This window comes from Lysinibacillus sp. K60 (assembly GCF_019731275.1).
GTDB lineage: Bacteria > Bacillota > Bacilli > Bacillales_A > Planococcaceae > Lysinibacillus > Lysinibacillus capsici.
In genome coordinates this window covers 66,025-90,422 of record NZ_JAASJR010000010.1, presented here as the reverse complement: position 1 = coordinate 90,422, position 24,398 = coordinate 66,025, and the positions used below count along the sequence as shown (strand labels likewise).

Annotated in this window: 22 protein-coding genes; 18 read left to right on the top strand and 4 right to left on the bottom strand. The window is 37.9% G+C overall.

Annotated features, from left to right (window positions below):
• Nucleotides 1-80 precede the first annotated feature (80 nt).
• From truB to HCH28_RS19520, 6 genes are all read left to right on the top strand, one after another.
• Nucleotides 81-992: a tRNA pseudouridine(55) synthase TruB gene (gene truB / locus HCH28_RS19545; RefSeq protein WP_221682743.1), complete on the top strand. Its 912-nt coding sequence runs from the start codon at nt 81-83 to the stop codon at nt 990-992.
• Between the two features lie 12 nt (nt 993-1,004).
• Nucleotides 1,005-1,952, top strand: coding sequence for a riboflavin biosynthesis protein RibF (gene ribF / locus HCH28_RS19540; RefSeq protein WP_221682742.1), 948 nt, complete (start codon nt 1,005-1,007; stop codon nt 1,950-1,952).
• A gap of 174 nt (nt 1,953-2,126) precedes the next feature.
• Nucleotides 2,127-2,396 carry a 30S ribosomal protein S15 gene (rpsO, locus tag HCH28_RS19535; protein WP_008178982.1) on the top strand — a complete coding sequence of 90 codons (270 nt, stop codon included), beginning with the start codon at nt 2,127-2,129 and terminating at the stop codon, nt 2,394-2,396.
• Nucleotides 2,397-2,832: 436 nt separating this feature from the next.
• A complete protein-coding gene (locus tag HCH28_RS19530) occupies nt 2,833-3,354 on the top strand; it encodes a DoxX family protein (protein ID WP_202341651.1) in 522 nt (173 codons plus the stop codon).
• Between the two features lie 616 nt (nt 3,355-3,970).
• Entirely contained in the window at nt 3,971-6,085 is a 2,115-nt protein-coding gene (gene pnp / locus HCH28_RS19525; RefSeq protein WP_004224987.1) for a polyribonucleotide nucleotidyltransferase, read from the top strand.
• A gap of 89 nt (nt 6,086-6,174) precedes the next feature.
• On the top strand, nt 6,175-7,398 hold the full coding sequence (locus HCH28_RS19520) for a M16 family metallopeptidase (RefSeq protein WP_221682741.1): 1,224 nt from the start codon (nt 6,175-6,177) through the stop codon (nt 7,396-7,398).
• Between the two features lie 600 nt (nt 7,399-7,998).
• Here HCH28_RS19520 and HCH28_RS25170 read toward each other — a convergent pair.
• The 4 genes from HCH28_RS25170 to HCH28_RS19500 are packed head-to-tail and all read right to left on the bottom strand — an operon-like array spanning nt 7,999 to nt 10,123.
• Nucleotides 7,999-8,262 carry an ABC-2 transporter permease gene (locus tag HCH28_RS25170; RefSeq protein ID WP_255601694.1) on the bottom strand — a complete coding sequence of 88 codons (264 nt, stop codon included), beginning with the start codon at nt 8,260-8,262 and terminating at the stop codon, nt 7,999-8,001.
• A gap of 10 nt (nt 8,263-8,272) precedes the next feature.
• Nucleotides 8,273-8,899, bottom strand: a complete 627-nt coding sequence (locus HCH28_RS19510; protein WP_221682740.1) for an ABC-2 transporter permease — start codon at nt 8,897-8,899, stop codon at nt 8,273-8,275.
• Between the two features lie 2 nt (nt 8,900-8,901).
• Nucleotides 8,902-9,744 (bottom strand): ABC transporter ATP-binding protein, encoded by an 843-nt coding sequence (locus tag HCH28_RS19505; protein ID WP_221682739.1) that lies wholly within the window; start codon nt 9,742-9,744, stop codon nt 8,902-8,904.
• 1 nt (nt 9,745) lies between these two features.
• The gene (locus HCH28_RS19500) at nt 9,746-10,123 is read right to left on the bottom strand and encodes a GntR family transcriptional regulator (RefSeq protein WP_004224968.1); all 378 of its coding nucleotides are present in this window, start codon (nt 10,121-10,123) and stop codon (nt 9,746-9,748) included.
• Between the two features lie 142 nt (nt 10,124-10,265).
• Here HCH28_RS19500 and HCH28_RS19495 point away from each other — a divergent pair, with 142 nt between their 5' ends.
• The 12 genes from HCH28_RS19495 to HCH28_RS19440 all read left to right on the top strand — a co-directional run bounded on the left by HCH28_RS19495 (nt 10,266) and on the right by HCH28_RS19440 (nt 24,324).
• Nucleotides 10,266-10,529 carry a YlmC/YmxH family sporulation protein gene (locus tag HCH28_RS19495; protein ID WP_004224966.1) on the top strand — a complete coding sequence of 88 codons (264 nt, stop codon included), beginning with the start codon at nt 10,266-10,268 and terminating at the stop codon, nt 10,527-10,529.
• Nucleotides 10,530-10,538: 9 nt separating this feature from the next.
• Complete coding sequence (locus HCH28_RS19490; RefSeq protein ID WP_004224963.1) at nt 10,539-11,318, top strand: NAD(P)-dependent oxidoreductase; 780 nt, start codon at nt 10,539-10,541, stop codon at nt 11,316-11,318.
• Entirely contained in the window at nt 11,312-11,902 is a 591-nt protein-coding gene (locus HCH28_RS19485) for a dipicolinate synthase subunit B (protein ID WP_004224962.1), read from the top strand. Before HCH28_RS19490 ends, HCH28_RS19485 begins: the two co-directional genes overlap by 7 nt.
• Nucleotides 11,903-11,984: 82 nt before the next feature.
• On the top strand, nt 11,985-13,022 hold the full coding sequence (locus HCH28_RS19480; RefSeq protein WP_048391546.1) for an aspartate-semialdehyde dehydrogenase: 1,038 nt from the start codon (nt 11,985-11,987) through the stop codon (nt 13,020-13,022).
• A 13-nt stretch (nt 13,023-13,035) separates the two neighbouring features.
• Entirely contained in the window at nt 13,036-13,935 is a 900-nt protein-coding gene (dapA, locus tag HCH28_RS19475) for a 4-hydroxy-tetrahydrodipicolinate synthase (protein WP_048391545.1), read from the top strand.
• A 277-nt stretch (nt 13,936-14,212) separates the two neighbouring features.
• Nucleotides 14,213-15,880, top strand: coding sequence for a ribonuclease J (locus tag HCH28_RS19470; protein WP_221682738.1), 1,668 nt, complete (start codon nt 14,213-14,215; stop codon nt 15,878-15,880).
• Between the two features lie 154 nt (nt 15,881-16,034).
• Nucleotides 16,035-18,326 (top strand): FtsK/SpoIIIE family DNA translocase, encoded by a 2,292-nt coding sequence (locus HCH28_RS19465; RefSeq protein ID WP_221682737.1) that lies wholly within the window; start codon nt 16,035-16,037, stop codon nt 18,324-18,326.
• 199 nt (nt 18,327-18,525) lie between these two features.
• Nucleotides 18,526-19,254, top strand: a complete 729-nt coding sequence (locus tag HCH28_RS19460) for a GntR family transcriptional regulator (RefSeq protein ID WP_036080379.1) — start codon at nt 18,526-18,528, stop codon at nt 19,252-19,254.
• 53 nt (nt 19,255-19,307) lie between these two features.
• Nucleotides 19,308-20,393, top strand: a complete 1,086-nt coding sequence (locus HCH28_RS19455) for a BMP family lipoprotein (RefSeq protein WP_221682736.1) — start codon at nt 19,308-19,310, stop codon at nt 20,391-20,393.
• Nucleotides 20,394-20,769: 376 nt separating this feature from the next.
• Nucleotides 20,770-22,317, top strand: a complete 1,548-nt coding sequence (locus HCH28_RS19450) for an ABC transporter ATP-binding protein (protein ID WP_221682735.1) — start codon at nt 20,770-20,772, stop codon at nt 22,315-22,317.
• Complete coding sequence (locus HCH28_RS19445) at nt 22,317-23,363, top strand: ABC transporter permease (protein ID WP_004224945.1); 1,047 nt, start codon at nt 22,317-22,319, stop codon at nt 23,361-23,363. Before HCH28_RS19450 ends, HCH28_RS19445 begins: the two co-directional genes overlap by 1 nt.
• A gap of 1 nt (nt 23,364) precedes the next feature.
• Nucleotides 23,365-24,324, top strand: a complete 960-nt coding sequence (locus HCH28_RS19440) for an ABC transporter permease (protein WP_048391533.1) — start codon at nt 23,365-23,367, stop codon at nt 24,322-24,324.
• The last annotated feature ends 74 nt before the right edge of the window (nt 24,325-24,398 follow it).

Sequence of the window (24,398 nt, the reverse complement as noted above, 5' to 3'; positions counted from 1 at the left end):
CAGACTTTTTATCTTTATGGAAAAGGTTATATTGCCGATGAGTAAATAAATTATAGAGTAGGCAATTTGGGAGGAGCTATATGAACGGTATTTTACCGCTTTGGAAAGAAAGAGGCATGACAAGCCATGACTGTGTCTTTAAATTACGCAAAATTTTGCGGACAAAAAAAGTTGGACATACAGGGACACTTGATCCAGGTGTTGAGGGCGTACTACCAATTTGTATTGGCCAAGCAACTCGAATAGCAGAATATCTAACTGATGCAGGGAAAATCTATGAAGCAATTATTTCAATAGGTCGTACCACAACAACCGAGGATGCAGAAGGTGAAACCGTTGAAGAAGATCTTACGATAAAAAATTTTTCTCGGGAGCAGTTGTTAGAGGTTTTAGCTTCATTAACTGGCGTTATTGAACAAACACCACCCATGTTTTCAGCAGTAAAAGTAAATGGGAAGCGCCTCTATGAATATGCGCGAAAAGGCGAAAGTGTTGAAAGACCAACTCGCCAAGTAACAATTTATGATTTAGAGCTACTTGATGAACTAGCACATTATGAGGGGCAAGAAATTACATTTCCAGTACGTATCGCTTGTAGTAAAGGGACATATATTCGAACATTAGCTGTGCAAATTGGTGAGGCTCTTGGCTATCCAGCGCATATGAAAGAGCTTGTACGAACTGCTTCAGGTACTTTTACACGGGAAAACTGTTTTACGTTAGCACAGGTTGCTGAACTAATGGAGGCTGAGCAAGTAGCTACCTGTATTTTACCTGTCGAGTATGCATTAGCAGACTATCCATTTATTGAGATTACGAATGCCAATGAAAAAGAAATTTTCAATGGACAAGTGCTTCCAGCAGATGCATTATTAAATAGTCATGATAAAATTGTGTATGGAATCAATGGAAAGGCAGTTGCGGTTTATCAAGCTCACCCAACAAAGGATGGTTTGATGAAGCCACATAAGATGTTTCCGACGATAGAGTAGGAGGATTTTTCAATGGAGGTCATTCATTTAAAATACCCACATCAATTACAGCAACGAGAAAGCATGCAGCCGTATTCATTAGCTCTTGGCTTTTTCGATGGTGTACATAGAGGGCATCAAGCAGTTATCAAGGCAGCTAAGGAAGAAGGAAACAAGCGACAAATTCCTACTGCAGTGATGACATTCGATCCACATCCTTCATTAGTCCTTGGTGGACGTAACGAAAAGGTTTTTTATATTACACTCTTACAGCAAAAATTACAGCTGTTTGAAGAACAGGGTGTGGATACGGTATTCGTTGTCCACTTCACTTCTGATTTTGCCAAACTTTCCCCAGCGGCATTTATCGATACATTTATCCGTGGATTAAATGTTCAGCATGTGACAGCTGGCTTCGATTATTCGTTTGGAGCATTTGGTAAGGGAACAATGGAAGATATGCGTGTATTAAGCAATGGTGATTATGGCGTTACAATTGTTGAGAAGAAAACAGATGATGTTGAGAAAATCAGCTCTACCCGTATCCGCAAGCTATTACAAGAAGGCGATATGGAAGAAGCAACAGTGTTATTAGGGAGACCATTTGAAATCAATGGGATTGTTGTACATGGTGATAAGCGTGGTCGTACTATTGGCTTCCCTACAGCAAATGTCCAAGCTTTAGAGGGAACGTTTATTCCAGCAAGTGGTGTCTATGCTGTTCGTCTGCTTGTACAAAATAGCTGGTATGATGGTGTTTGTAATGTGGGCTATAAACCAACTTTCAAAGACCCAAATGATAAGCAATTATCGATTGAAGTCCATATTTTAAACTTTGATAAAAATATCTACGGTGAAGAAGTACATGTGGCGTGGTATAAACGTATTCGAAGTGAACGGAAATTCGATGGTATTGAGGCCTTGAAATCGCAAATTGAAAAGGATAAACAAGAAGCAATCCGTTACTTTAATGAGCTATAATACGTACTTCATCATTGTAGTCACATTATCCAAGTCGACGTTTTACTTGCTTGATTAAGTAATGTATGATAATATTCATAAGTGCATAAATGCTTAACCTTAGCTCGGTATATCGATGACTCCAACGTTTACTGTGCTAATGGGGATTAATTATAATTTAGGAGGTCCATACACATGGCTATTACAAAAGAACGTAAAAACGAAATTATCGCTGAGTACCGTACTCACGAAAGTGACACTGGTTCACCAGAAGTACAAGTTGCAGTATTAACAGCGGAAATCAATGCTCTAAATACTCACTTACGTACTCACAAAAAAGATTTCCACTCTGAGCGTGGTCTTCTTAAAATGGTAGGTCGTCGTCGTCACTTATTAAAATATCTTCGTGAAACAGACGTACAACGTTACCGTGAATTAATCAACCGTTTAGGCTTACGTCGCTAATTAATAGCAAAAGTAATCCTATATTAGACTGTAGACAAACTGATGTTTGTCTACAGTCTTTTTTTTTGCGATAATCTTGTTAATTTTGTTCAACAATAAGCCATAACTTTTCTACACTCCGATGAACGATAGATAAAAATGATTTGATACTTGATAAAAGGGTGATATATTCTAATCACATTTCACAGCCCATGTTATAGTCATTGCGATCATCATTTGCAAGTGTAATTGAAGTAGATAAATTGAATGCTAGATTGCTATTATATTTCACGAAATACAATCAAGCAAATTATAGGATAGAGGCTCAAGACAATTGGTACATAAGCGTCAATCATACAATCTAAATGCTATCATTGGATACTCGTAAACGATGGCTATGGGTTAGAAAATAATAGTTGGTGAAATGTAAACTAAATCATTTAGAAGGGTGAGTAGGATGTTTAACCAATTATTAAGAGAGAATAATATTGTTGCAGGTATTTTAACAGTTATTCGTGTTTATTTAGGCTGGCATTGGCTTACAGCAGGTTGGGGAAAACTGTTTAATGGCTTTGATGCATCTGGCTTTTTAGCCAATGCTATTGCAAATCCAGTGACAAGTGGAGAAGAGCTCGCATACCCACTGTATGTAAAGTTTATTGAATCATTTGCTTTGCCAAATGCTGAGCTAATTAATATTCTTGTGCCTTGGGGAGAGTTTTTAGTAGGGCTAGGATTAATTTTGGGATGCTTAACGACATATGCTGCATTTTTCGGTATGGTCATGAATTTTGCCTTCTTAATGGCAGGTACTATATCTAGCAACCCTTGGGATATTTTACTTGCAATCTTTATAGCCGTTGCTGGTTACAATGCTGGAAAATTCGGGCTTGACCGCTTCATTATGCCTATCATAGGTGAAAAGATGGCGAGAAATAAGAAAAAAGAAGTTGTTCAACCTGTTTCTAAAATTACATAATAAACTTTTTACATATCTTATATTATATTAGGAGACTACTCATTAGTCTGAATATACCCCGCCCATTATATGGGTGGGGTATTCATGTTGTTGAGAAAAGAAATATCACTAGCAGAAAAGCCCTTCTTGCAAGGTGAGGGGGTGATTTCCGTTCCACTGGGCGTCCGATACTCCCTTACGCAACTTTCACAAAAATTTTATTGATGATTTTGTTTTTCAACACTATGTATATCCGACTATTATTTGCCTGACTTACTAACTTTCCAAGATGATCCGACTTTCTTTTACCTTATAGGATGTTGTATGATAAGCTCCATGTTATAATAAGTCTATTGTTTAAACTTGTACGTGAAAAACTAATGTTAGCGAAGCAGTTATTTCCATTTACATACATTACTTTTCGTCAAGAAGGAATCAATATAAAAAAATCCATATACCAAAAATGCTTTTTCAATAAAATAAAGAAATAAATCTTAAATAAATTGGCAATAACTGAATTTAAATGTATGATTATTTCATGAAATATTATTTAGCATAGAACAAGCATTTTTGGTACACTTACTATTAGTACATACAGACGAAGTAAGTGTTTTTATAATAGAGAGGGGTTCATTGAATGAACGAAAAGAAAGTCTATTCCTATGAATGGGCTGGCCGTCCACTTGTAATTGAAGTAGGACAGTTAGCAAAACAAGCAAACGGAGCCGCATTAGTACGCTATGGCGATACTTCTGTACTTGCTACAGCAACAATGTCAAAATCACCTAAACCACTTGATTTCTTCCCATTAACAGTAAACTATGAAGAGCGTCTATATGCTGCAGGTAAAATTCCTGGCGGCTTTATTAAGCGTGAAGGACGTCCATCTGAAAAGGCGATTTTAGCAAGCCGTTTAATCGACCGTCCGATTCGTCCGATGTTCCCGGATGGTTTCCGTAATGAAGTACAAGTTATTTCTATGGTTATGTCAAATGATCCTGACTGTACATCTGAAATGGCAGCAATGGTTGGTTCATCATTAGCATTAGCGATCTCTGATATTCCATTTGATGGGCCAATAGCAGGTGTACAAGTTGGTTATATTGATGGAGAATTCATTGTCAACCCGACAGTAGAGCAATCGAATCGCTCAACAATTCATTTATCTGTAGCAGGGAACAAAGATGCTATCAATATGGTTGAAGCGGGTGCACTTGAAGTACCAGAGGAAATCATGTTAGAAGCAATTATGTTCGGTCATGAAGAAATCAAAAAAATCATTGCTTTCCAAGAGCAAATTGTGGCAGAGGTTGGTAAAGAAAAGTTACCAGTGACACTATTTGAAATTGACGAAGCAATTCAAGCCGATATAAAAGCAGCTTGTGAGACTGATATGCATGACGCAATTCAAACGGCAGAGAAACATGCTCGTGATGAGGCAATTCAAGCTGTTAAAGAGCGAGTTATCGCTTCCTACGAAGAGCAAGAAGCAGATGACGAAACAATGAAACAAGTGTACACAATTCTTGACAAGATGGTAAAAGAAGAAGTACGCCGTCAAATCACGGAAGATAAGATTCGTCCAGATGGTCGTAAGCTAGACGAAATCCGACCACTTTCTTCTGAAACAGGCTTATTACAACGTACACATGGTTCAGGTCTGTTTACACGTGGACAAACACAAGCACTTTCTATTTGTACATTAGGTGCGCTTGGTGATGTACAAATTATTGACGGTTTGGGTGTGGAAGAGTCAAAACGCTTTATGCACCATTATAACTTCCCTCAATTTTCTGTAGGGGAAACGGGTCCAATCCGTGGGCCAGGTCGTCGTGAAATTGGTCATGGTGCGTTAGGTGAGCGTGCACTTGAAGCAGTAATTCCTGATGAATCGATCTTCCCTTATACAATTCGTTGTGTATCAGAAGTACTTGAATCAAATGGTTCAACTTCTCAAGCTTCTATTTGTGCGTCTACATTAGCCATGATGGATGCAGGTGTCCCATTAAAAGCACCAGTTGCAGGTATTGCAATGGGTCTTATTAAAAAAGGTGAACATTATTCTATTTTAACGGATATTCAAGGAATGGAAGACCATTTAGGCGATATGGACTTTAAAGTTGCTGGTACAGCTAAAGGTGTAACAGCTCTACAAATGGACATAAAAATTGATGGTTTATCTCGCAATATTTTAGAAGAAGCACTGACACAAGCAAAAGTTGGACGTATGCATATTCTAGAATCAATGCTTGCTACACTGCCAGAGCCTCGTAAACAATTATCTGCGTTTGCACCAAAAATTGTTATTGTAAAAATTAATCCTGATAAAATTCGCGATGTAATTGGACCAGGTGGTAAACAAATTAATAAAATTATTGAAGAAACGGGCGTTAAGATTGATACAGAGCAAGATGGTACAATCTATATTTCTTCTGCTGATGAAGCAATGAATGCACGTGCAAAACAAATTATTGAAGATATCGTACGTGAAGCAAAAGTAGGGGAATACTACTTATCAACAGTGAAACGTATTGAAAAATTCGGCGCCTTTTGCGAAATCTTCCCAGGGAAAGATGGCTTGCTTCACATTTCTGAAATTCAAGAGGAACGTACAAAGCAAGTGGAAGACGTCTTAAAACTTGGCGATCAATTACTTGTTAAAGTGATTGAAATCGACAAGCAAGGTCGTGTGAATTTATCTCGCAAAGTAGTAATTCAAGAGGAAAAAGAGCGCGCTGAACAAGAAAAATAATATCGATTAAAAGGCTGCGTAAATTGCGCAGCCTTTTTCGATAGTAGCAAGAAGAAAAGTAGAGGATTTTTATAATTGGGGGAGATAGTTTGGTTCAAGTACATACATGTCAGAATGGTGTTCGTATTGTATCAGAGCAAATTGATCATGTAAGATCAGTGGCATTAGGCATCTTTGTGAATGCGGGCTCTCGCTACGAGCTACCTGAAGAGAATGGTATCACACATTTTATTGAGCATATGTTGTTTAAAGGCACAACAACTCGTTCAGCTCGTCAAATTGCTGAAGAATTTGATCGAATTGGAGGAGAGCTAAATGCCTTCACATCGAAAGAAAATACATGTTACTATGCTAAAGTTTTAGATCATCATGCGGAGCTTGCGGTCACTATACTAGCAGATATGTTTTTCAATTCTACATTTGCGGAAGAAGAATTAGAAAAAGAGCGACAAGTAGTATTAGAAGAAATTTTAATGAGCGAAGATGCTCCTGATGACGATGTTCATGAGAAACTGTGGGGAGTCATGTATCCGAATGATGCACTCGGTCGTCCAATACTAGGCACAGCTGCTACATTAAAGACATTTACAGCAGATGCTATACGACAATACATGGATAAACATTATGGGCCAGAGTCCGTAGTTATTTCTATTGCAGGTAATATTTCATCTCAGCTTATGCAAACGATTGAAGATTTATTTGGTCACTATCAACCTTCACCATATGCTATGGCACCTGTCCTGACAAACCCTTCATTTTATCCGGGAGAAATTACAAAAATACGCGATACAGAGCAGGCACACGTCGCGATTTCCTATCCAGCAATCGGTGTAAAAGATCCAGATATGTATAGCTTTATAGCGCTTAACAATATTATTGGCGGGAATATGAGTTCTCGATTGTTTCAGGAAGTACGAGAAGAACGTGGGCTAGCCTATTCTATTTTTTCCTATCAATCATGTTATGCCGATGTAGGTGCTTTTACGATTTATGGTAGTACTAGTCGACAGCAATTAGCACAGCTTCAGCACACGATCGATGCCACTTTATTAGATATTGTAGCGGGTGGTGTGACAGAGGAGGAGCTTGATAATGCGAAAGAGCAGCTTAAAGGCAGCTTTGTCCTTGGGTTAGAAGGTACTGGGGCTCGTATGAATCGTAATGGAACAAGTGAACTTGTCCATCGCAAGCATCGAACAGTAGACGAGGTTCTTAAATCAATCGATGCCGTATCAATGGAGTCAGTAGATCGGCTGATCGCTAAAATTTTAAAAGCAGAACCAGCTATCTCAATCATAGGTCCTAGCGAATAAAGATATTTTAATAAGATAGCATTTGTTACAGCTATAAAAGGTAACACTTTACGGGGGGCGCGGAAGGTAACTGACTCCCGTGGGATAGCGAGACAAGTCAGCCTCTAAACGGAGAGGTAACGAAGGAAGCGGCTCTGCATGCACGTAGGAAAGCAAGTAGCCTGCAACGGAAAGACATTCCTTTTGTTTTGTTATTCAACACGACTAAAAATAGGCTGCCAAATAAGGTAGCCTATTTTTTGATGAATGTTTAGCAAATTTCCTTTGCCATATATAAATAAAGACATTTTTGAAAGACACGGAAAGTGATGAGGATACTAACCAGTGTTGGTATGAATAAGATAATTAAATTTGCAGCTACTAGTGATAAATAGTAATGAATAACAAAATTCAGCAGAATGATAAGCACAATAGCTGTAAGCATTCTAACAGACCGCATTCCCTTTGTTTCATCAAGATGCTGAATATAAAATTGACTACAGATGAGGAAAGAGGCGCTACTTATATAGGCACAGTACATAGCAAGATGCTCTATAAAATTTTCAGATGCATCAGGTTGTGAGAAATACGTAGGCGCAAGGATAATAAAGAGCAATGCAATTAGGCCATAGCAAAATAAAAATCGGATTGCAATTGTGTTTTCTTTGATAGAGGTAGCGTATTGACATACATTGTCCACTTTACTTGACGATCGCCTCTATATAAATTATCTACGATGTTGGCTGAAATAACGACAACAAATAATCCAATAGAAGGACTATCTACAAAAGGTAAATGTACAAAATGAAGAAGTAAACATATCATCATTGTAAAAAGAATAGTCCATTTTTGTACGACGATTCTTTGTAACAACAGTGCTCGCATGAGATCCCTCCTAAAACTCTTTTCTTTTATAAATAGCAGTAGAAACTAGAGAGGAGAGGCAGAGCAATATAAGTCCGACTAAAGGTGCTAAATAGGCATATTGCTTTAAATATAAAAAGGTTTGAGTCATATCAGGGATATATTCTTTAAACATCCCCGTTAAGAAGCCAGGGATAAAACAAAATGCAATGAGGACTATTCTTCCTTTAATAGAGCCAAATTTAATATAGATAGGTAGTAATATGGCTAATAAACAGAGCGCCGATGTTACAATCAAATTAAACGTTAGGAAAAATTCTGAAGTAATGTCGTTATTGGTAAAAAAATTGATGAAAAATATGATAGGTAATGCCATAACAAGTCCGATGATCATTAACATCACACTAAGTATATATTTACTAAAAACGATATCCGCTTTAGAAATTGGTAAAGTATTAGCGTATTTATCCCACTTACTGTGTTCATCGTAGCTAAGCACAGTTATCGCTTGTATCGTAACAATAAAAACAATAACAGCTAGAAGCATTGCGCTTTGTTGCATAAAAATCGCCATCACAAGAAGAAATAAAAGAACAAATGCTTGTGCTTTCATTTGTCGTTGAATGGTCATTAAATCTTTTAGGATAAGTCCTACCATATTCAAACACTACCTTTCACGAAAAATAGCATGATATCTTCTATAGAAGGTCTTTCAAGTCTGAAAGCCTCATTTACTTCATTTTTCAGAACTAATGCTTCTATTCCAAACGCACCAGGACGGGTTCTCAGAATAGCATGCTCTGGCAAGTCATTTACTTCCTCACTGTTACCTTTGAAAATACCATATTCATATAATAAAGCATCTTTACTCTCGCTCAATAAAATCTCACCATTATGAATTAACGTAATATAGTCAGCAATTTTTTCTAAATCGCTTGTAATATGCGAAGAAAATAAAATGCTATGTGTTTCATCCTGCATAAATGTTAAAAATAAATCCAGAATTTCATCCCGAATAATAGGATCTAATCCACTTGTGGGCTCATCTAAAATCAATAATTTTGGATGATGTGCCAATGCTAAGGCAATTGATAGCTTCATCCTCATTCCTCGAGATAGTTCCTTAATCTTCTTCCTCTTTGGCACCTTAAATTGAGCTAATCTTTCAAAATAATAGTCTGAATCCCATGTTTGAAATACTTTTCTCATGATTTTGTCGAGTTGCGTCGCATTTAGCGTTTCTGGTACATGTAAATCGTCAAATACAACGCCGATGTCGGTTTTTATCGATAGTTCGTGTTCGACATGATCTTTGCCAAATAGCAAAATTTCGCCATATTCTTTTTTTATTAAATTCAGCATGCATTTTATCGTTGTTGATTTGCCAGCCCCGTTTTCTCCAACAAAACCCATTACAGTGCCTTGAGGGACAGAAAAACTTATATCTTTTAGAAAAAAGCCTTCAAAGCCCTTATGTAAATCATGAATTTCAATGGCATTCATATTACTTATCCTCCTCTAACATTAAAGATAGTAGTTCTTGTAATTCTTCACTAGAAAGTCCAGCGGTTTTCGCTATTTTTGCTGCCTTTTGCAAGTGTCCCTCTACCTGCCGTAATAGCTCCTCGCGTAGAAAGTCTTGATTTCGTTCTGTGACAAAGCTCCCTTTCCCAGCGACTGTTTCAATGAAACCATCTCGCTCTAAATCAGCATAGGCACGTTTAGTGGTCATCACACTTATTTTTAAATCCTTTGCTAAAGCGCGGATAGACGGTAGTGCATCACCAGCCTGTAATTTATTAGCTAAAATAGCCTCTTTGAGCTGTATGGTGATTTGCTCATAAATAGGTTTTTCACTCGCATTACTTAAATGGATATGCACAAATCATCACCTCTTATAACTGTATATATACACCATATACAGAAGGCGATGAAAATGCAACATATTCGTACTTTAGGTAGGGGTCACGATTTGCAAAAAGTCCGCATATATTGAGGTAACGGCTCAAGGAGGGAGATGAGGCATGCTACTATCTGAGATGGTGGATAAGGAGTTAATTCAAATTGAGGGTGGCGTACATTTTGGCATCCTGGCACATACAGAATGCCTATTAGATGTGCAAACAGGGAAAATACATGGTTTTGAAATTGTGAAAGATAAACTACCATTCCAAAAAAAGAAAATGAAAGTTAGTGAAATGATACCTTGGCACGAAATTATTTTAATTGGTGAAGATCGTATTTTATTTAATAAGACATCTACAGTACAGTCAGAATATTTACAGTGAGGTGAGCTTTTGGAAAACGAAAAATGGCTTGTTATCGGTGAGGACTCCCGATTAAAGGAACTAGCTACAATGCTAAGAAGTCCATCGAGAACAGTATTTTATAAAAGAACGACCGTATGGAACGAAGAGTTAAATAAACTTGTTTTAGAATTCCAGCCTAATAAAATCGTATTACCTATTCTTCCATTAAAAATAGAAGTTGAGCAGCTCTATGGTATATCACAAGTGAAATTTTATACGGGTCGATTAACAATGCATTGGAAGCAATTACTAGAGAAAAATGAATCTATTTGCTATTTACAACAAGAATCATTTATTTGGCAAAATGCTCGATTAACAGCGGAGGGATTTATCGCCACGTTTTACGGACTCGAGCAAAAATGTATTTACGGACAAAATTTCACAATCGCAGGTTTTGGTCGCATTGCAAAAATGCTCGCCTCTTTACTAGTTAAAATGGGAGCGAATGTTCATATTGTTGCACGTTCAGTTGTACAAGTGAGTGAAGCAAAAGCATATGGTTATAAAGCCACGAATTTAGATGATCGCCAATGGTCTATTACAGATGGCATTTTTATTAATACAATTCCTGCTAAATGGATTACAGAGTCATTTATAGAGCATGTTCCAACTGTTTTATATGACTTGGCATCAGAGCCAGGATGTTTAGATATAGATTCTGATCAATTACAAACATATGTACTATTGCCATCATTGCCTGGGAAATACTTTGCACATGATGCTGCTACAATATTGTGCAAGGCAATAGAGGAGGAAGAAAATTGTTAACGGGGAAACGAATTGGCTTAGGTATTACTGCTTCTCATTGTACGTATGAAGATGTAGTACCTAAAATCCAAAATTTTATTGATGTCGGAGCAACAGTTATTCCAATCATTACCCATTCCGTTTTACATGCAGCTACACGCTTTGGTACAGGTGAAGAGTGGATTGCCAAAATAGAAGCTTTGACAGGAGAAAAAGTTATTTCTTCTATAAAAGAGGCGGAGCCATTTGGCCCATCCAATCCATTAGATGCAATGGTCATAGCCCCCATGACAGGCAATAGCATAAGTAAATTTGCTAATGCAGCAACAGATAGTCCTGTGTTAATGGCAGCAAAGGCAACTTTGCGTAATGGTTCGCCTGTAGTTTTAGGTATTTCCACAAACGATGCACTAGGCTTAAATGGCATAAATATTATGAAACTGTTAAATGCCAAAAATATATATTTTATTCCCTTTGGTCAGGATGCCCCTCACTCCAAACCAAATTCTTTAATTGCTGATTTTGAGCAAATGGTGGATACTGTTCATGCAGCAATTACGCAGAAAAAGCAATTACAACCGCTGTTGATACAATATTTCAAATAAATAAGAGATTACACACAATTTTCAGTATTTTTGTGATACAATAGCACACATTATGGAACATGTATTCAAGGAGAGATGACAGATGACAAAGCAGTTAACAGTTGCGGTTGTTGGGGCAACAGGTGCAGTAGGATCGAAAATGATGGAGCAGTTGATTAAACGTAAATTTCCGATTGGACATATTAAATTTCTAGCTTCTGCTCGTTCAGCAGGAAAATCAATCGAATTTAATGGGGAAACATATACAATTGAAGAAGCGACACCTGAGGCTTTCGAAGGCGTCAATGTCGCTTTATTCTCAGCTGGTGGTTCAGTATCAGCTGTGCTTGCACCAGAAGCAGCTAAGCGTGGTGCAGTAGTTATTGATAATACGAGCCATTTTCGTATGGATCCAGAGGTACCGCTTGTCGTGCCTGAAGTGAATCGAGGCGACTTAGCGAAGCATAAGGGAATTATTGCGAATCCAAACTGTTCGACAATTCAAATGGTAGCTGCACTTGAACCAATTCGTCATGCATTTGGTTTAACAAAAGTAATTGTTTCAACTTATCAGGCAGTATCAGGTGCAGGGATTTCTGCGATCCAAGAATTAAAGGCACAAAGCGAAAACTGGGATGCAGGTAAAGATGTAGAAGCAAATATTTTACCGTCTGGTAGTGATAAACGTCATTACCCAATTGCTCGTAATGTCATTCCACAAATCGATAAATTCACAGATAATGGATTTACATACGAAGAAATGAAAATGATTAATGAGACGAAAAAAATCATGCATGCACCAGAGCTAAAAGTAGCTGCTACTTGTGTTCGTGTGCCAGTCGTTTCAGGTCACTCTGAATCTGTTTATATTGAGGTAGAGAAAGACGCGTCAATCCAAGAGATTTTCGAAGTATTACGCAACGCACCAGGTGTGGTATTACAAGATGATATTGCAACACAAACTTACCCAATGCCTATTTATGCAGAAGGGGAAGACGCTACTTTTGTAGGACGTATCCGTCAAGATTTAGACAACAGCAAAGGGTTCCATCTATGGATCGTTTCTGACAATTTATTAAAAGGCGCCGCATTAAACTCTATCCAAATTGCAGAAGCAATGCTTGAGGATAACTTACTATAAGAGGGGTGTAAGGATGAATTTAGGTCGAATTGGAACGGCAATGATTACGCCGTTCAAAAATGATGGCACGATTAATTATCCAGAACTAGAACGTATTATTAATCATTTAATAGACAATGGTACTGATTGTATTGTTGCTTGTGGTACGACTTCTGAAAACCCAACTATGTCTACAGAAGAAAAAATTGAAGTTGTACGCTTTACAGTAGAGAAAGTAGCAGGTCGCGTACCAGTTATTGCAGGTACTGGGGATAATGAAACAGCTTACTCTATCGCGATGACACATAAGGCAGAAGAAAATGGAGCAGACGGCATTATGCTTGTAGCTCCTTACTATAATAAGCCAAATCAACGTGGGATTTATGCTCACTTTGAAACCATTGCTAAACAAACGAGTCTCCCTGTTATGCTTTATAATGTTCCAGGGCGTACTGGGGTCAATGTTGCCTATGAAACTTCTGTTGCATTAAGCAAGATTCCTAATATTGCTTGGATTAAGGAAGCGAGCGGTAACTTAGATCAGATGGGTGATGTTATTGAGAATGTTGATCCAGCTGATGATTTCTTAGTGTATAGTGGGGACGATGGTTTAACACTCCCACTAATGGCCATTGGTGGAGCAGGTGTTATTTCTGTAGCTGCCCATGTGGTAGGCAATGATATGCAATTAATGATTAAAGCGTTTGAAGAAGGAAATCATAAGCTAGCAGCCCAAATTCACCGAGCCTTATTACCTTTAGTACGTGCGCTGTTCGCTCAGCCCAACCCTTCACCGATTAAATATGCGATGACAAAATTAGGATTTGATACACTCAATGTTCGTTTGCCGATGATGGAAATGACAGATGAAGAGAAAGCTAATTTTGACCGAATTTGGGATACGTATCAAGAAAAAGCGAAAAGTTTTAGATAAATAGGAGCGAGGCTGATAGCATTTCAGCCTCGTTTTTTATATTTTATAAATAAAAAGTATGTACAAAATTTGTAACTCCTCGTCCTTACAAATACTTATTTAGCTCTATTTATACAGGATAACCAATATTTGTTTTCCATCTGCTAGTAATAAGCAAATAGCAGGAAAATCTATTTCCTACGTGAAACATGTATTTTTAATTTGTGCAAAAGCTTTGCAAACCGTATAATAAATGTTAAGTGGTTGCTGTTCGGGATATTTTTTAGGAGGAAATAAATTGACAAAAAAGAAAAATGAATTAATCCGCATCATCCCTCTTGGTGGTGTAGGCGAAATTGGGAAAGCCATGTACGTAGTAGAAATTGATGAAGAGCTATTTGTGGTGGATAGCGGCTTAATGTTCCCAGAAGATGAAATGCTAGGTATAGATATCGTGATTCCTGACATTACTTACTTAGAAGAAAATAAAGAACGTGTGAAAGGTATTTTCTTAACACATGGTCATGAAGATGCAATTGGTTCTATTGCCTATGTATTACAAAAAATAAAGGCACCTGTGTACGGTTCGAAATTAACCATTGCATTAGCAAAGGAACATTTAAAAGAATTACCTGCACCACATCAAGTAAAGTTTTTTGAAGTAACAAACCGTAGTCGTATGAATTTTAACTCAACGTATGTAACATTCTTCCACACAACACATAGTATTCCCGATTCGTTAGGGGTAGTGTTCCATACATCTGAAGGCGCGATTGTTCATACAGGAGAGTTTAAATTCGATCAGTCTGCGACAGGTAAATTTAAGCCTGATTTAGCAAAAATGGCACAGCTAGGAGAAGACGGCGTTTTCATTCTATTATCTGAGTCTTGCGAAGCTGAGCGACCAGGATATACGACATCAGAGATTGTCATTGAAGAACAATTATCAAAAACATTCCACTCAGCACCAGGTCGTATTTTAGTAGCTGTTTACGCATCGAATTTTATTCGAATTCAACAAGTATTTGCTCAAGCCCAGAAATCATTCCGTAAGGTTGTAATTGTGGGCAAACCATTGGAAAAAGCGGTTGATTTAGGCGTACAGCTAGGTTATCTAACAGTTGAAGAAGATACAATTATTCCGATCTCGGAAATGCAAAAATATCAAGATGATGAAATTATCATTATTGCAACAGGCAACAGAGGAGAACCTCTCGATGCTTTAGAAAAAATTGTCCGTAAGCACCATCGAGACATTAAAATTAAACAAGGTGATACGGTACTAATCACCTTTACACCTTCTCCTGGCATGGAAGTTCAAATGGCGAATACAATGAACTCTATGTCAAAAGCAGGCGCTGAAATTTTGACTTCTAGCAAAAATGTCCATGTTTCAGGACATGGTAGCCAAGAAGATTTAAAGCTGATGTTAAACTTAATGCAACCAAAGTATTTTATTCCTGTACAAGGAGAATACCGTATGCTAATTGCGCACTCTAAATTAGCACAACAGCTAGGTATTCAAAAATCCCAAATTTTTATCGCTGATAAAGGGGATATCGTAGAATATAAAAATAATAAAATGCGCATGAGTGGCCGTGTACAAGCTGGTAATGTCTTAATTGACGGTATTGGTGTAGGCGATGTAGGTAATATTGTACTTCGTGACCGTAAGTTATTATCGCAGGATGGTATTTTCATTGTGGTGGTAACATTGAATCGAGCACAAAAGAAAATTGCCTCTGGGCCAGAAATTTTATCACGAGGCTTTGTCTATGTACGAGAATCAGAGGAATTAATGATTGAGGCTTCTGACATAGCGAAGAATGTAATTGAAAAGTACGTTGGGAAAGAAACCTTTGAATGGACGAACATTAAACAAGAAATTAGAGATACGCTAAATACGTATTTATTCCAAAAAACAAAACGTCGCCCAATGATTATTCCTATTATTATGGAATATTAATTGAACAAGCTCATCGTATATGCTTTGAGGAAAAAATAAATGAAAAAGGATTTTCTCCCAATTGCGGTGGAAAATCCTTTTTTTGAAATATTCAAGTTCTACATGTGATGATTCGCTACATATATAGAATGGATTGCAGAAGAAGGTGAATTAGATGGCAGTTAGTAAGAGAAAAAAAGTTACTAAAAGTAAAGCGACAACAGAAAAAAAAGACATGCATCCGCTTATGTACGAAATATTAGGGTTGCTCTTAATTGCATTAGCAATCATTATGATTTTTGAATACGGTATGATCGGGCGGATTCTACAAACAATCGCCATGTTCCTTTTTGGTAATTTACATTTTGCTGTTCCATTTATGCTTATATTTGTTGCATTGTTAATGATGATTGGTCGTAAAAAAGTTGGGATAAAGGATCGATTAATACTTGGCATGTTCCTCATAGTTATGAGCTTAACGATTTTTAGCCATGGCATATTATTTGAACAACTATCCAAATCAGGTGGTCTACTATCTGATTCTGTGCTACGTGAATCATGGCGAATTTTGATTAATACAGAAGGTATCATTCATCGTAGTAATGCTTTGGGAGGGGGCATGATTGGTGCCCTACTCTTTAGCGGGCTTCATGTGCTGTTTGAGGCCTCAGGGGCAAAAGTTGTTGCTTGGGTTATTTTCTTTATTGGTTTAATTCTTGTCACTGGTAAAGCATTAGTGCCTTATTTAGCAGAAAAAACGCCAGATGTATTTGGTAAATGGAAAAAAAAGAACCGAGATAAGAAAAAAAATACACCCAAGAAACCAAATAATCGTCGTTCAAGAGTAGAGAGTGGAGATGAAGTAGCAGCCGTTAATCAATCTGTAGATATGCCTGAACAAGAAGACGAAACACCACATGAACCGATTATTTCTGCTTTCACACAGAATGTTTCACAGGAAAGAGAAGTACTGGATACAACTCACTTGGTGGAAAATGAACTAGAAGAAGCAACGGATGATGTCCAGATTCAGGGTACAGATGCAGTAGAAAATGCAGATTATCAGCTCCCATCATATAATTTATTACAATTACCACCACAACATGATCAAAGTGGTGAATATTCAGTGATTCAAGCAAATGCCAAAAAGCTTGAACAAACATTACAAAGCTTTGGCGTAAAGGCAAAGGTGACACAGGTGCATTTAGGTCCTGCTGTTACGAAATACGAGATTTTACCAGATATCGGAGTGAAAGTAAGCAAAATTGTCAATTTGCAAGATGATCTTGCATTAGCATTGGCAGCTAAAGATATTCGTATGGAAGCGCCAATTCCTGGGAAATCTGCGATTGGTATAGAAGTACCTAATAGTGAGGTAGCCATTGTAACACTTCGTGAGGTATTAGAATCGAAAGATGGTGCTAAGCCTGAAGCATTATTACAAGTAGCATTTGGTCGTGATATTACAGGACAAGCTGTATTAGCAGAGCTCAATAAAATGCCACATTTACTTGTAGCTGGTTCTACAGGAAGTGGGAAAAGTGTGTGTATAAATGGCATTGTTGTTTCCATACTAATGCGTACAAAACCGCATGAAGTGAAGCTCATGATGATAGACCCAAAAATGGTTGAATTAAACGTTTATAATGGGATTCCACATTTATTAGCGCCTGTCGTAACGGATGCACGTAAAGCTTCTCAAGCACTGAAAAAAGTGGTATCTGAAATGGAACGTCGCTATGATTTGTTTTCTCATACAGGTACAAGAAATATTGAGGGCTATAATGCACATGTCCAAAAGGTTAATGATCAAACAGAGGAAAAACATCCAAAGCTACCTTATATTGTGGTTATTGTAGATGAGTTAGCGGATTTGATGATGGTCGCATCAAGTGATGTAGAGGATTCGATTACACGTTTAGCACAAATGGCAAGGGCGGCGGGCATTCATTTGATTATCGCCACACAACGACCAAGTGTAGATGTTTTAACAGGTGTCATTAAAGCAAATATTCCATCCAGAATTGCTTTTGCAGTTTCTTCAGCGATTGACTCAAGAACAATTTTAGACATGGGTGGGGCTGAACGCCTACTGGGTCGTGGTGATATGCTATTTTTACCAGCCGGGGCTTCGAAACCGAAAAGGGTGCAGGGTGCCTTTTTATCAGATCAAGAGGTTGAAGCTGTTGTGAATTTTGTTATAGAACAGCAAAAAGCTCAGTATCAGGAGGAAATGATTCCTACTGAAGAAGAAACCATTTTAGAGGAAACAGATGATTTATATGATGAAGCAGTCCAATTAGTTGTCAATATGCAAACAGCATCTGTCTCTATGCTTCAACGTCGCTTCCGTATTGGTTATTCAAGAGCTGCACGTATTGTTGATCAGATGGAGCAACGCGGTATTGTTGGGCCTCCGGAGGGCAGTAAGCCTCGTCAAGTACTTGTTCACCAATACGATAACTAAGCAAAAAATGAAGATGAAAATGGTGAGAGAAACTGTGTTTTTGTCCAAATATTTGCAGATAAAATAAAGAAAGAATGAATTCTATAACAGATTTTACTCAAAACTGTTTATTTCATTCTGCAAAAATGTTATATTTATGAACGATTAGTAGGAATGTTGTACATCAGATGTCTGATCTCTGATTTTGGTGGTGATATATGTGACTATTAAAGCAGATCATCGTCATCTCTATCTTCAAGTAATCGATCGTTTAAAATCTGATATCGAGGCTGGCATTTTTAAAGAAAATGAAAAGCTGCCTTCAGAATTTGAATTATCGAAATCACTAGGAGTCAGTCGAGCAACACTTAGAGAAGCACTTCGACTGTTGGAAGAGGAAAATGTGATTGTGCGCCGACATGGGGTTGGGACTTTTGTCAACCCGAAGCCGTTGTTTACATCAGGCATCGAGCATTTATCTAGTATTTCTTCTATGATCGAGGCAGCAGGTATGGAGCCAGGTTCGCGTTTTTTAAAAGCGACTGAGCATGTGCCTTCTGAGGAAGATTTAAAACGCTTCCAAAGTGATGGCGACGATAAAATACTCACGATTGAACGTGTCAGAACAGCGGATGGTGAGCCAGTAGTATACTGCATAGACAGGCTACCTGCAAGCTTCCTGCCTACTGACTTTGTCGAAAAAAAAGAAGTTTCACTGTTCTCTGCACTTGAGCAATCTGGCAAAATTCATGTAGCTTATGCTGTAACCTATATTGATCCAGTTGGGTATCATGAACAAGCCTCACCGATTTTAAATTGTGGACGTGAGACAGCTCTTTTAGTGTTAAAGCAATTGCATTATGATGATCATGATCAAGTAGTGCTCTATTCAAAAAATTATTTCCGAGCTGATAAATTCAGCTTCCATGTAGTTCGTAAACGGGTGTAGAACATTTCTAAATTTTTTCCTGCTAATTACAATACCTTTGGGGGGTTAATTAAATGAAAAAACGTAAATTTGGTTTAGTATTAACATCAGTATTAGCGGCAAGTGCTATTTTAGGTGCTTGTGGTACGAAAGACGATGAAAAGCCAGCGAAAGAAAATGACAATGCTTCAGGTGGCGAAAGCACAGAAGAAGCTTTCTCAGTAGCGATGGTTACTGACGTAGGTGGCGTTGATGACAAATCATTCAACCAATCTGCATGGGAAGGTGTACAAGCTTACGGTAAAGAGCACGATTTATCAAAAGGTGATGGTGGTTTTGACTACCTACAATCAGCTTCAGATGCTGACTATGAAACAAACTTAAACAACTTAATTCGTCGTGACTTTAACTTAGTATTTGGTATCGGATTCATGATGGCTGATGCAATTGATGCAGTTGCTTCTGAAAATCCAGATAGCCACTTTGCATTAATCGATGCTGAAGTAGAAGCAGACAACGTAGTAAACGTACTGTTCAAAGAGCAAGAAGGAGCTTTCTTAGCAGGTGTTGCTGCAGCGAAAACATCTAAAACAGGTAAAATCGGCTTCGTAGGCGGCGTTGATATTCCAGTTATTAACCGTTTCCACGCTGGTTTCGTTGAAGGGGCTAAAGCAGTAAACCCAGATATCGATATTCAAGTAAAATATACTGGTGCGTTTGATAAAGCAGATCTTGGTAAAATTACAGCGAACAGCATGTATTCTTCAGGTGTAGATGTGATCTTCCACGCTGCTGGTGCAACTGGTAACGGTGTATTCTCTGAAGCAAAAGAGCGTAAAGCGAAAGATCCAAATGCTGATGTATGGGTTATCGGTGTAGATGCTGACCAATACGAAGAAGGTAAAGTAGACGATAAAACAAACGTTACATTAACTTCTATGTTAAAAGGTGTTAATACAGCAGTAGTAGATATTTCAAATAGAGCGAAAAATGGTGATTTCCCAGGTGGAGAAACACTTGTTTATGGTTTAGCTGAAGATGGCGTTAAACTTGCAGATTCTCGCGGTGCGATTCCAGAAGATGTACAAAAAGTAATCGACGAATATAAAGAAAAAATTGCTAAGGGTGAAATCAAAGTTCCAGAAAAAGTGGAAAAATAATTCATCTTTTGATCATCATAAGGGACTCTTAGAAGGACCTTATGATGATTTTTCAATCTATCGTTATATTTAGATTATTCGCAATACTCTATTTAGCTAGATTTATAGGAACCTTATAGAGGTAGTAATTATGATTTGAATAATGATGGTAACAAGTTAATAGAAGAAAGGTTTCTAACGATGACCTTTCCTGTATTAATTTAGCAAAACATCTACCTCTATAGGTGTGATATTAAATCGGTAATAAAATATAGCCTCTAGTAGAAAATTTATTACTGGACGTATGGCTTATCTGTACCATCCATCATGTAGCAGCAGATACTATACGCTAAGATGAAAATACTTAATAATAGTGCCTATTAAGGGAGTGACAAATTTGGATTATGTGATTGAAATGCTAGGAATCCGTAAAGAATTCGGTAATTTCGTGGCGAATAATAATATCACCCTCCAACTGAAACAAGGCGAGATTCATGCATTGCTAGGTGAAAATGGTGCAGGTAAATCGACTTTGATGAACGTCCTTTTTGGTTTGTATCAACCAGAGGGTGGCGAAATTCGTGTACGTGGGAAGGCTGTAAAAATTACAAACCCGAATATTGCCAATGATTTAGGGATTGGCATGGTGCATCAACATTTTATGTTGGTAGAAAACTTTACGGTAACAGAAAATATCATTTTAGGCACTGAGCCTACTAAAATGGGAATTGTGAATATAAAAGATGCGGCTAAGAAAGTACAAGCACTTTCTGAAAAGTATGGATTAGATGTTGATCCGACCGCCAAAATCGAGGATATCACGGTTGGTATGCAACAGCGTGTAGAAATATTAAAAACATTGTATCGTGGTGCCGAAATTTTAATTTTTGATGAACCAACTGCATCATTAACACCGCAAGAAATTACCGAATTAATTCAAATAATGCGTCGTCTTATCGCAGAGGGTAAATCCATTATTTTAATTACGCATAAGCTAAAAGAAATTATGGAAGTTTCAGACCGTGTGACGATTATCCGTAAGGGAGAAGGGATTGGCACTGTTGTAACCGCTGCCACAAATCCTGATCAGCTTGCTGAAATGATGGTTGGACGTCAAGTTGAATTTAAAACGGAAAAAACGGATGCCACACCGACTGAAGAAGTGCTTTCTATTGAGAACTTGGTTGTTACAGACTATCGAAATATTGATAAAGTTAAAGGTCTTAATTTAAATGTTCGTAAAGGTGAAATCGTAGGTATTGCTGGTATTGATGGTAATGGTCAATCCGAGTTAATAGAAGCCATTACAGGTCTACGCAAAATTAAAAGTGGTAAAGTCAAGCTGAATGGTAAAGATATTACTAACATGAAGCCTCGTAAAATTACAGAGGAAGGCGTAGGACATATTCCACAAGACCGTCATAAGCATGGATTAGTTTTAGATTTCCCGATTGGTCATAATATTGCATTACAAACTTATTACCAATCTCCAATAGCGAAGGGCTTTGTGATGGACTATAAAAAGGTGTCAGAGAAAGCTCGTCAAATCATTAAAGAGTATGATGTGCGTACTGGTAATGGGGAGATGACACCAGCTCGTGCATTATCTGGTGGTAACCAACAAAAAGCAATTATTGGTCGTGAAATTGACCGTAACCCTGATCTATTAATTGCTGCTCTACCAACACGTGGACTTGACGTAGGAGCTATTGAATTCATTCATTCTCGTCTAATTGAGCAACGTGATAAAGGGAAAGCCGTTTTGTTAATCTCATTTGAATTAGATGAGGTGATGAATGTTTCGGATCGAATTGCTGTTATCTATGATGGACAAATTGTCGATGAGTTAAATCCGAAAGAAACGACTGAACAAGAGCTAGGCTTACTAATGGCAGGACAAAGTAAAAAAAATATAAAGCGTGATGCGAAGGAGGAGAACGACTAATGTCAAATCGTGTCATTAATATCCTCGTTCCTATCATCTCTATCATTATCGGTTTAATTGTAGGGGCTATCGTTATGGTAGTCAGTGGCTATGACCCAGTGCAAGGTTATATCGCTCTTTGGACAGGTATTTTTGGAGATTCATATTCAATCGGGAACACAATTCGTCAAATTACACCATATATTTTAGCAGGTCTTGCGGTAGCATTTGCATTCCGTACAGGGCTCTTCAATATCGGTGTTGAAGGTCAGCTAATTTTAGGTTGGTTGGCCGCTGCTTGGGTAGGTTATGCGTTTGAACTTCCTAAAATCATTCACTTACCATTAGCATTGCTTGCGGCAGCTGCTGCAGGTGCATTTTGGGCCTTTATTGCAGGTTTCTTAAAAGCGAAATTTAAAGTTCACGAAGTTATTGCGACAATTATGCTGAACTACACTGCACTTTATATTGCAAATGCAGTAATTAAGAAATTGTCCGATGGCAGCTTTAAAACAGAACGTATCCACGAGTCAGCTTCTTTACGTTCTCCGTTTTTAAGAGAGCTTACAGACAATTCAAGTCTTCACTATGGGATCATTGTTGCACTTTTAATGGTAGTTGTGATGTGGTTCATTTTAGAAAAAACAACACGTGGCTACGAGCTAAAAGCAGTAGGTTTTAACAAAAATGCTGCTGACTATGCAGGTATGAGTGTCAATAAAAATATTATTTTAGCTATGACGATTTCTGGTATGTTTGCAGGTCTTGGTGGTGCGATGGAAGCTTTAGGGACATTCCAAAACGCATCCATTAAACCTGGCTTTACGGGAATTGGTTTTGACGGTATCGCCGTTGCCCTACTTGGTGCCAATACACCACTTGGGGTAGTGTTTGGAGCATCCCTTTTTGGTTCTTTAAAATATGGTGCATTAAATATGCCAAATGCTGCGGGTATTCCAGAAGAAATCGTATCCATTATTATTGCGTTGATTATCTTCTTCGTTGCATCAGGCTATATTATTCGAGTAGGCTTACAAAAGCTGAGCAAGAAAAAGGAGGGACAATAACATGAGCTTTTTAGAAATGTTATATTTCATCATCCCTTCAGCGATTCTTTATGCGACACCTTTGATTTTTACGGCCATCGGTGGGGTATTCTCTGAACGCTCTGGTGTTGTCAACATCGGGCTAGAAGGCTTAATGATTGTCGGTGCTTTTGTTGGTATTTTTGTCAATTTAGAATTCGCTTCATCATTAGGGGCAGCAACAGTTTGGGTGGCAATGCTAGCAGCTGTTGTGATTGGTGCTGTGTTCTCACTTTTCCATGCTGTAGCTTCTATTTCTTTCCGTGCCGATCAAACGGTATCAGGGGTAGCTATTAACTTACTAGGTTTAGCTGCAACTGTATTCTTAGTAAAAATGATTTATGATAAAGGTCAAACAGATATGATTGACCAACCGATTCGTCGTTTTGGTGTCCCTTACTTAGAGGATATTCCGTTCTTCGGTCGTTTACTGTTCCATGATGTTTACAGCACATCTATTTTAGCGTTTGCTGTAGCATTCGGGGCATGGTTTATCATTTATAAAACGCCATTCGGCTTGCGTTTGCGTGCTGTGGGTGAACATCCAATGGCAGCAGATACAATGGGTATAAATGTAAATAAAATGCGCTATATTGCCGTGATGATTTCTGGGGCATTAGGTGGTCTTGGTGGTGCAGTGTATGCACAAACAATTACACACGACTTCTCACACGCAACAATTGCTGGTCAAGGTTTCATGGCTATTGCCGCAATGATTTTCGGGAAGTGGCATCCAATTGGAGCACTAGGTGCAGCCCTATTCTTCGGTTTAGCACAAACATTAAGTATTGCAGGGAATCAAATTCCGCTAATCGAGAATGTTCCAGCAGTTTATCTACAAATTTTACCGTATGTGTTAACAATTCTTGCTTTAGCAGGCTTTATTGGGAAAGCAAACGCTCCAAAAGCGAGTGGACAGCCTTATATAAAAGGTAAACGCTAAGAAAAGCATTTTAAGGACTGGGCAAGCTATGCTCAGTCCTTTTTCTATATAATTGGCGTAATTTTTAATTTTTC

Coding starts and splice junctions, on each gene's coding strand:
- truB (WP_221682743.1), top strand. CDS start 81: ATGAACGGTATTTTACCGCTTTGGAAAGAAAGAGGCATGACAAGCCAT.
- ribF (WP_221682742.1), top strand. CDS start 1,005: ATGGAGGTCATTCATTTAAAATACCCACATCAATTACAGCAACGAGAA.
- rpsO (WP_008178982.1), top strand. CDS start 2,127: ATGGCTATTACAAAAGAACGTAAAAACGAAATTATCGCTGAGTACCGT.
- HCH28_RS19530 (WP_202341651.1), top strand. CDS start 2,833: ATGTTTAACCAATTATTAAGAGAGAATAATATTGTTGCAGGTATTTTA.
- pnp (WP_004224987.1), top strand. CDS start 3,971: ATGAACGAAAAGAAAGTCTATTCCTATGAATGGGCTGGCCGTCCACTT.
- HCH28_RS25170 (WP_255601694.1), bottom strand. CDS start 8,262: ATGCGAGCACTGTTGTTACAAAGAATCGTCGTACAAAAATGGACTATT.
- HCH28_RS19510 (WP_221682740.1), bottom strand. CDS start 8,899: ATGGTAGGACTTATCCTAAAAGATTTAATGACCATTCAACGACAAATG.
- HCH28_RS19505 (WP_221682739.1), bottom strand. CDS start 9,744: ATGAATGCCATTGAAATTCATGATTTACATAAGGGCTTTGAAGGCTTT.
- HCH28_RS19495 (WP_004224966.1), top strand. CDS start 10,266: ATGCTACTATCTGAGATGGTGGATAAGGAGTTAATTCAAATTGAGGGT.
- HCH28_RS19480 (WP_048391546.1), top strand. CDS start 11,985: ATGACAAAGCAGTTAACAGTTGCGGTTGTTGGGGCAACAGGTGCAGTA.
- dapA (WP_048391545.1), top strand. CDS start 13,036: ATGAATTTAGGTCGAATTGGAACGGCAATGATTACGCCGTTCAAAAAT.
- HCH28_RS19465 (WP_221682737.1), top strand. CDS start 16,035: ATGGCAGTTAGTAAGAGAAAAAAAGTTACTAAAAGTAAAGCGACAACA.
- HCH28_RS19455 (WP_221682736.1), top strand. CDS start 19,308: ATGAAAAAACGTAAATTTGGTTTAGTATTAACATCAGTATTAGCGGCA.
- HCH28_RS19445 (WP_004224945.1), top strand. CDS start 22,317: ATGTCAAATCGTGTCATTAATATCCTCGTTCCTATCATCTCTATCATT.
- HCH28_RS19440 (WP_048391533.1), top strand. CDS start 23,365: ATGAGCTTTTTAGAAATGTTATATTTCATCATCCCTTCAGCGATTCTT.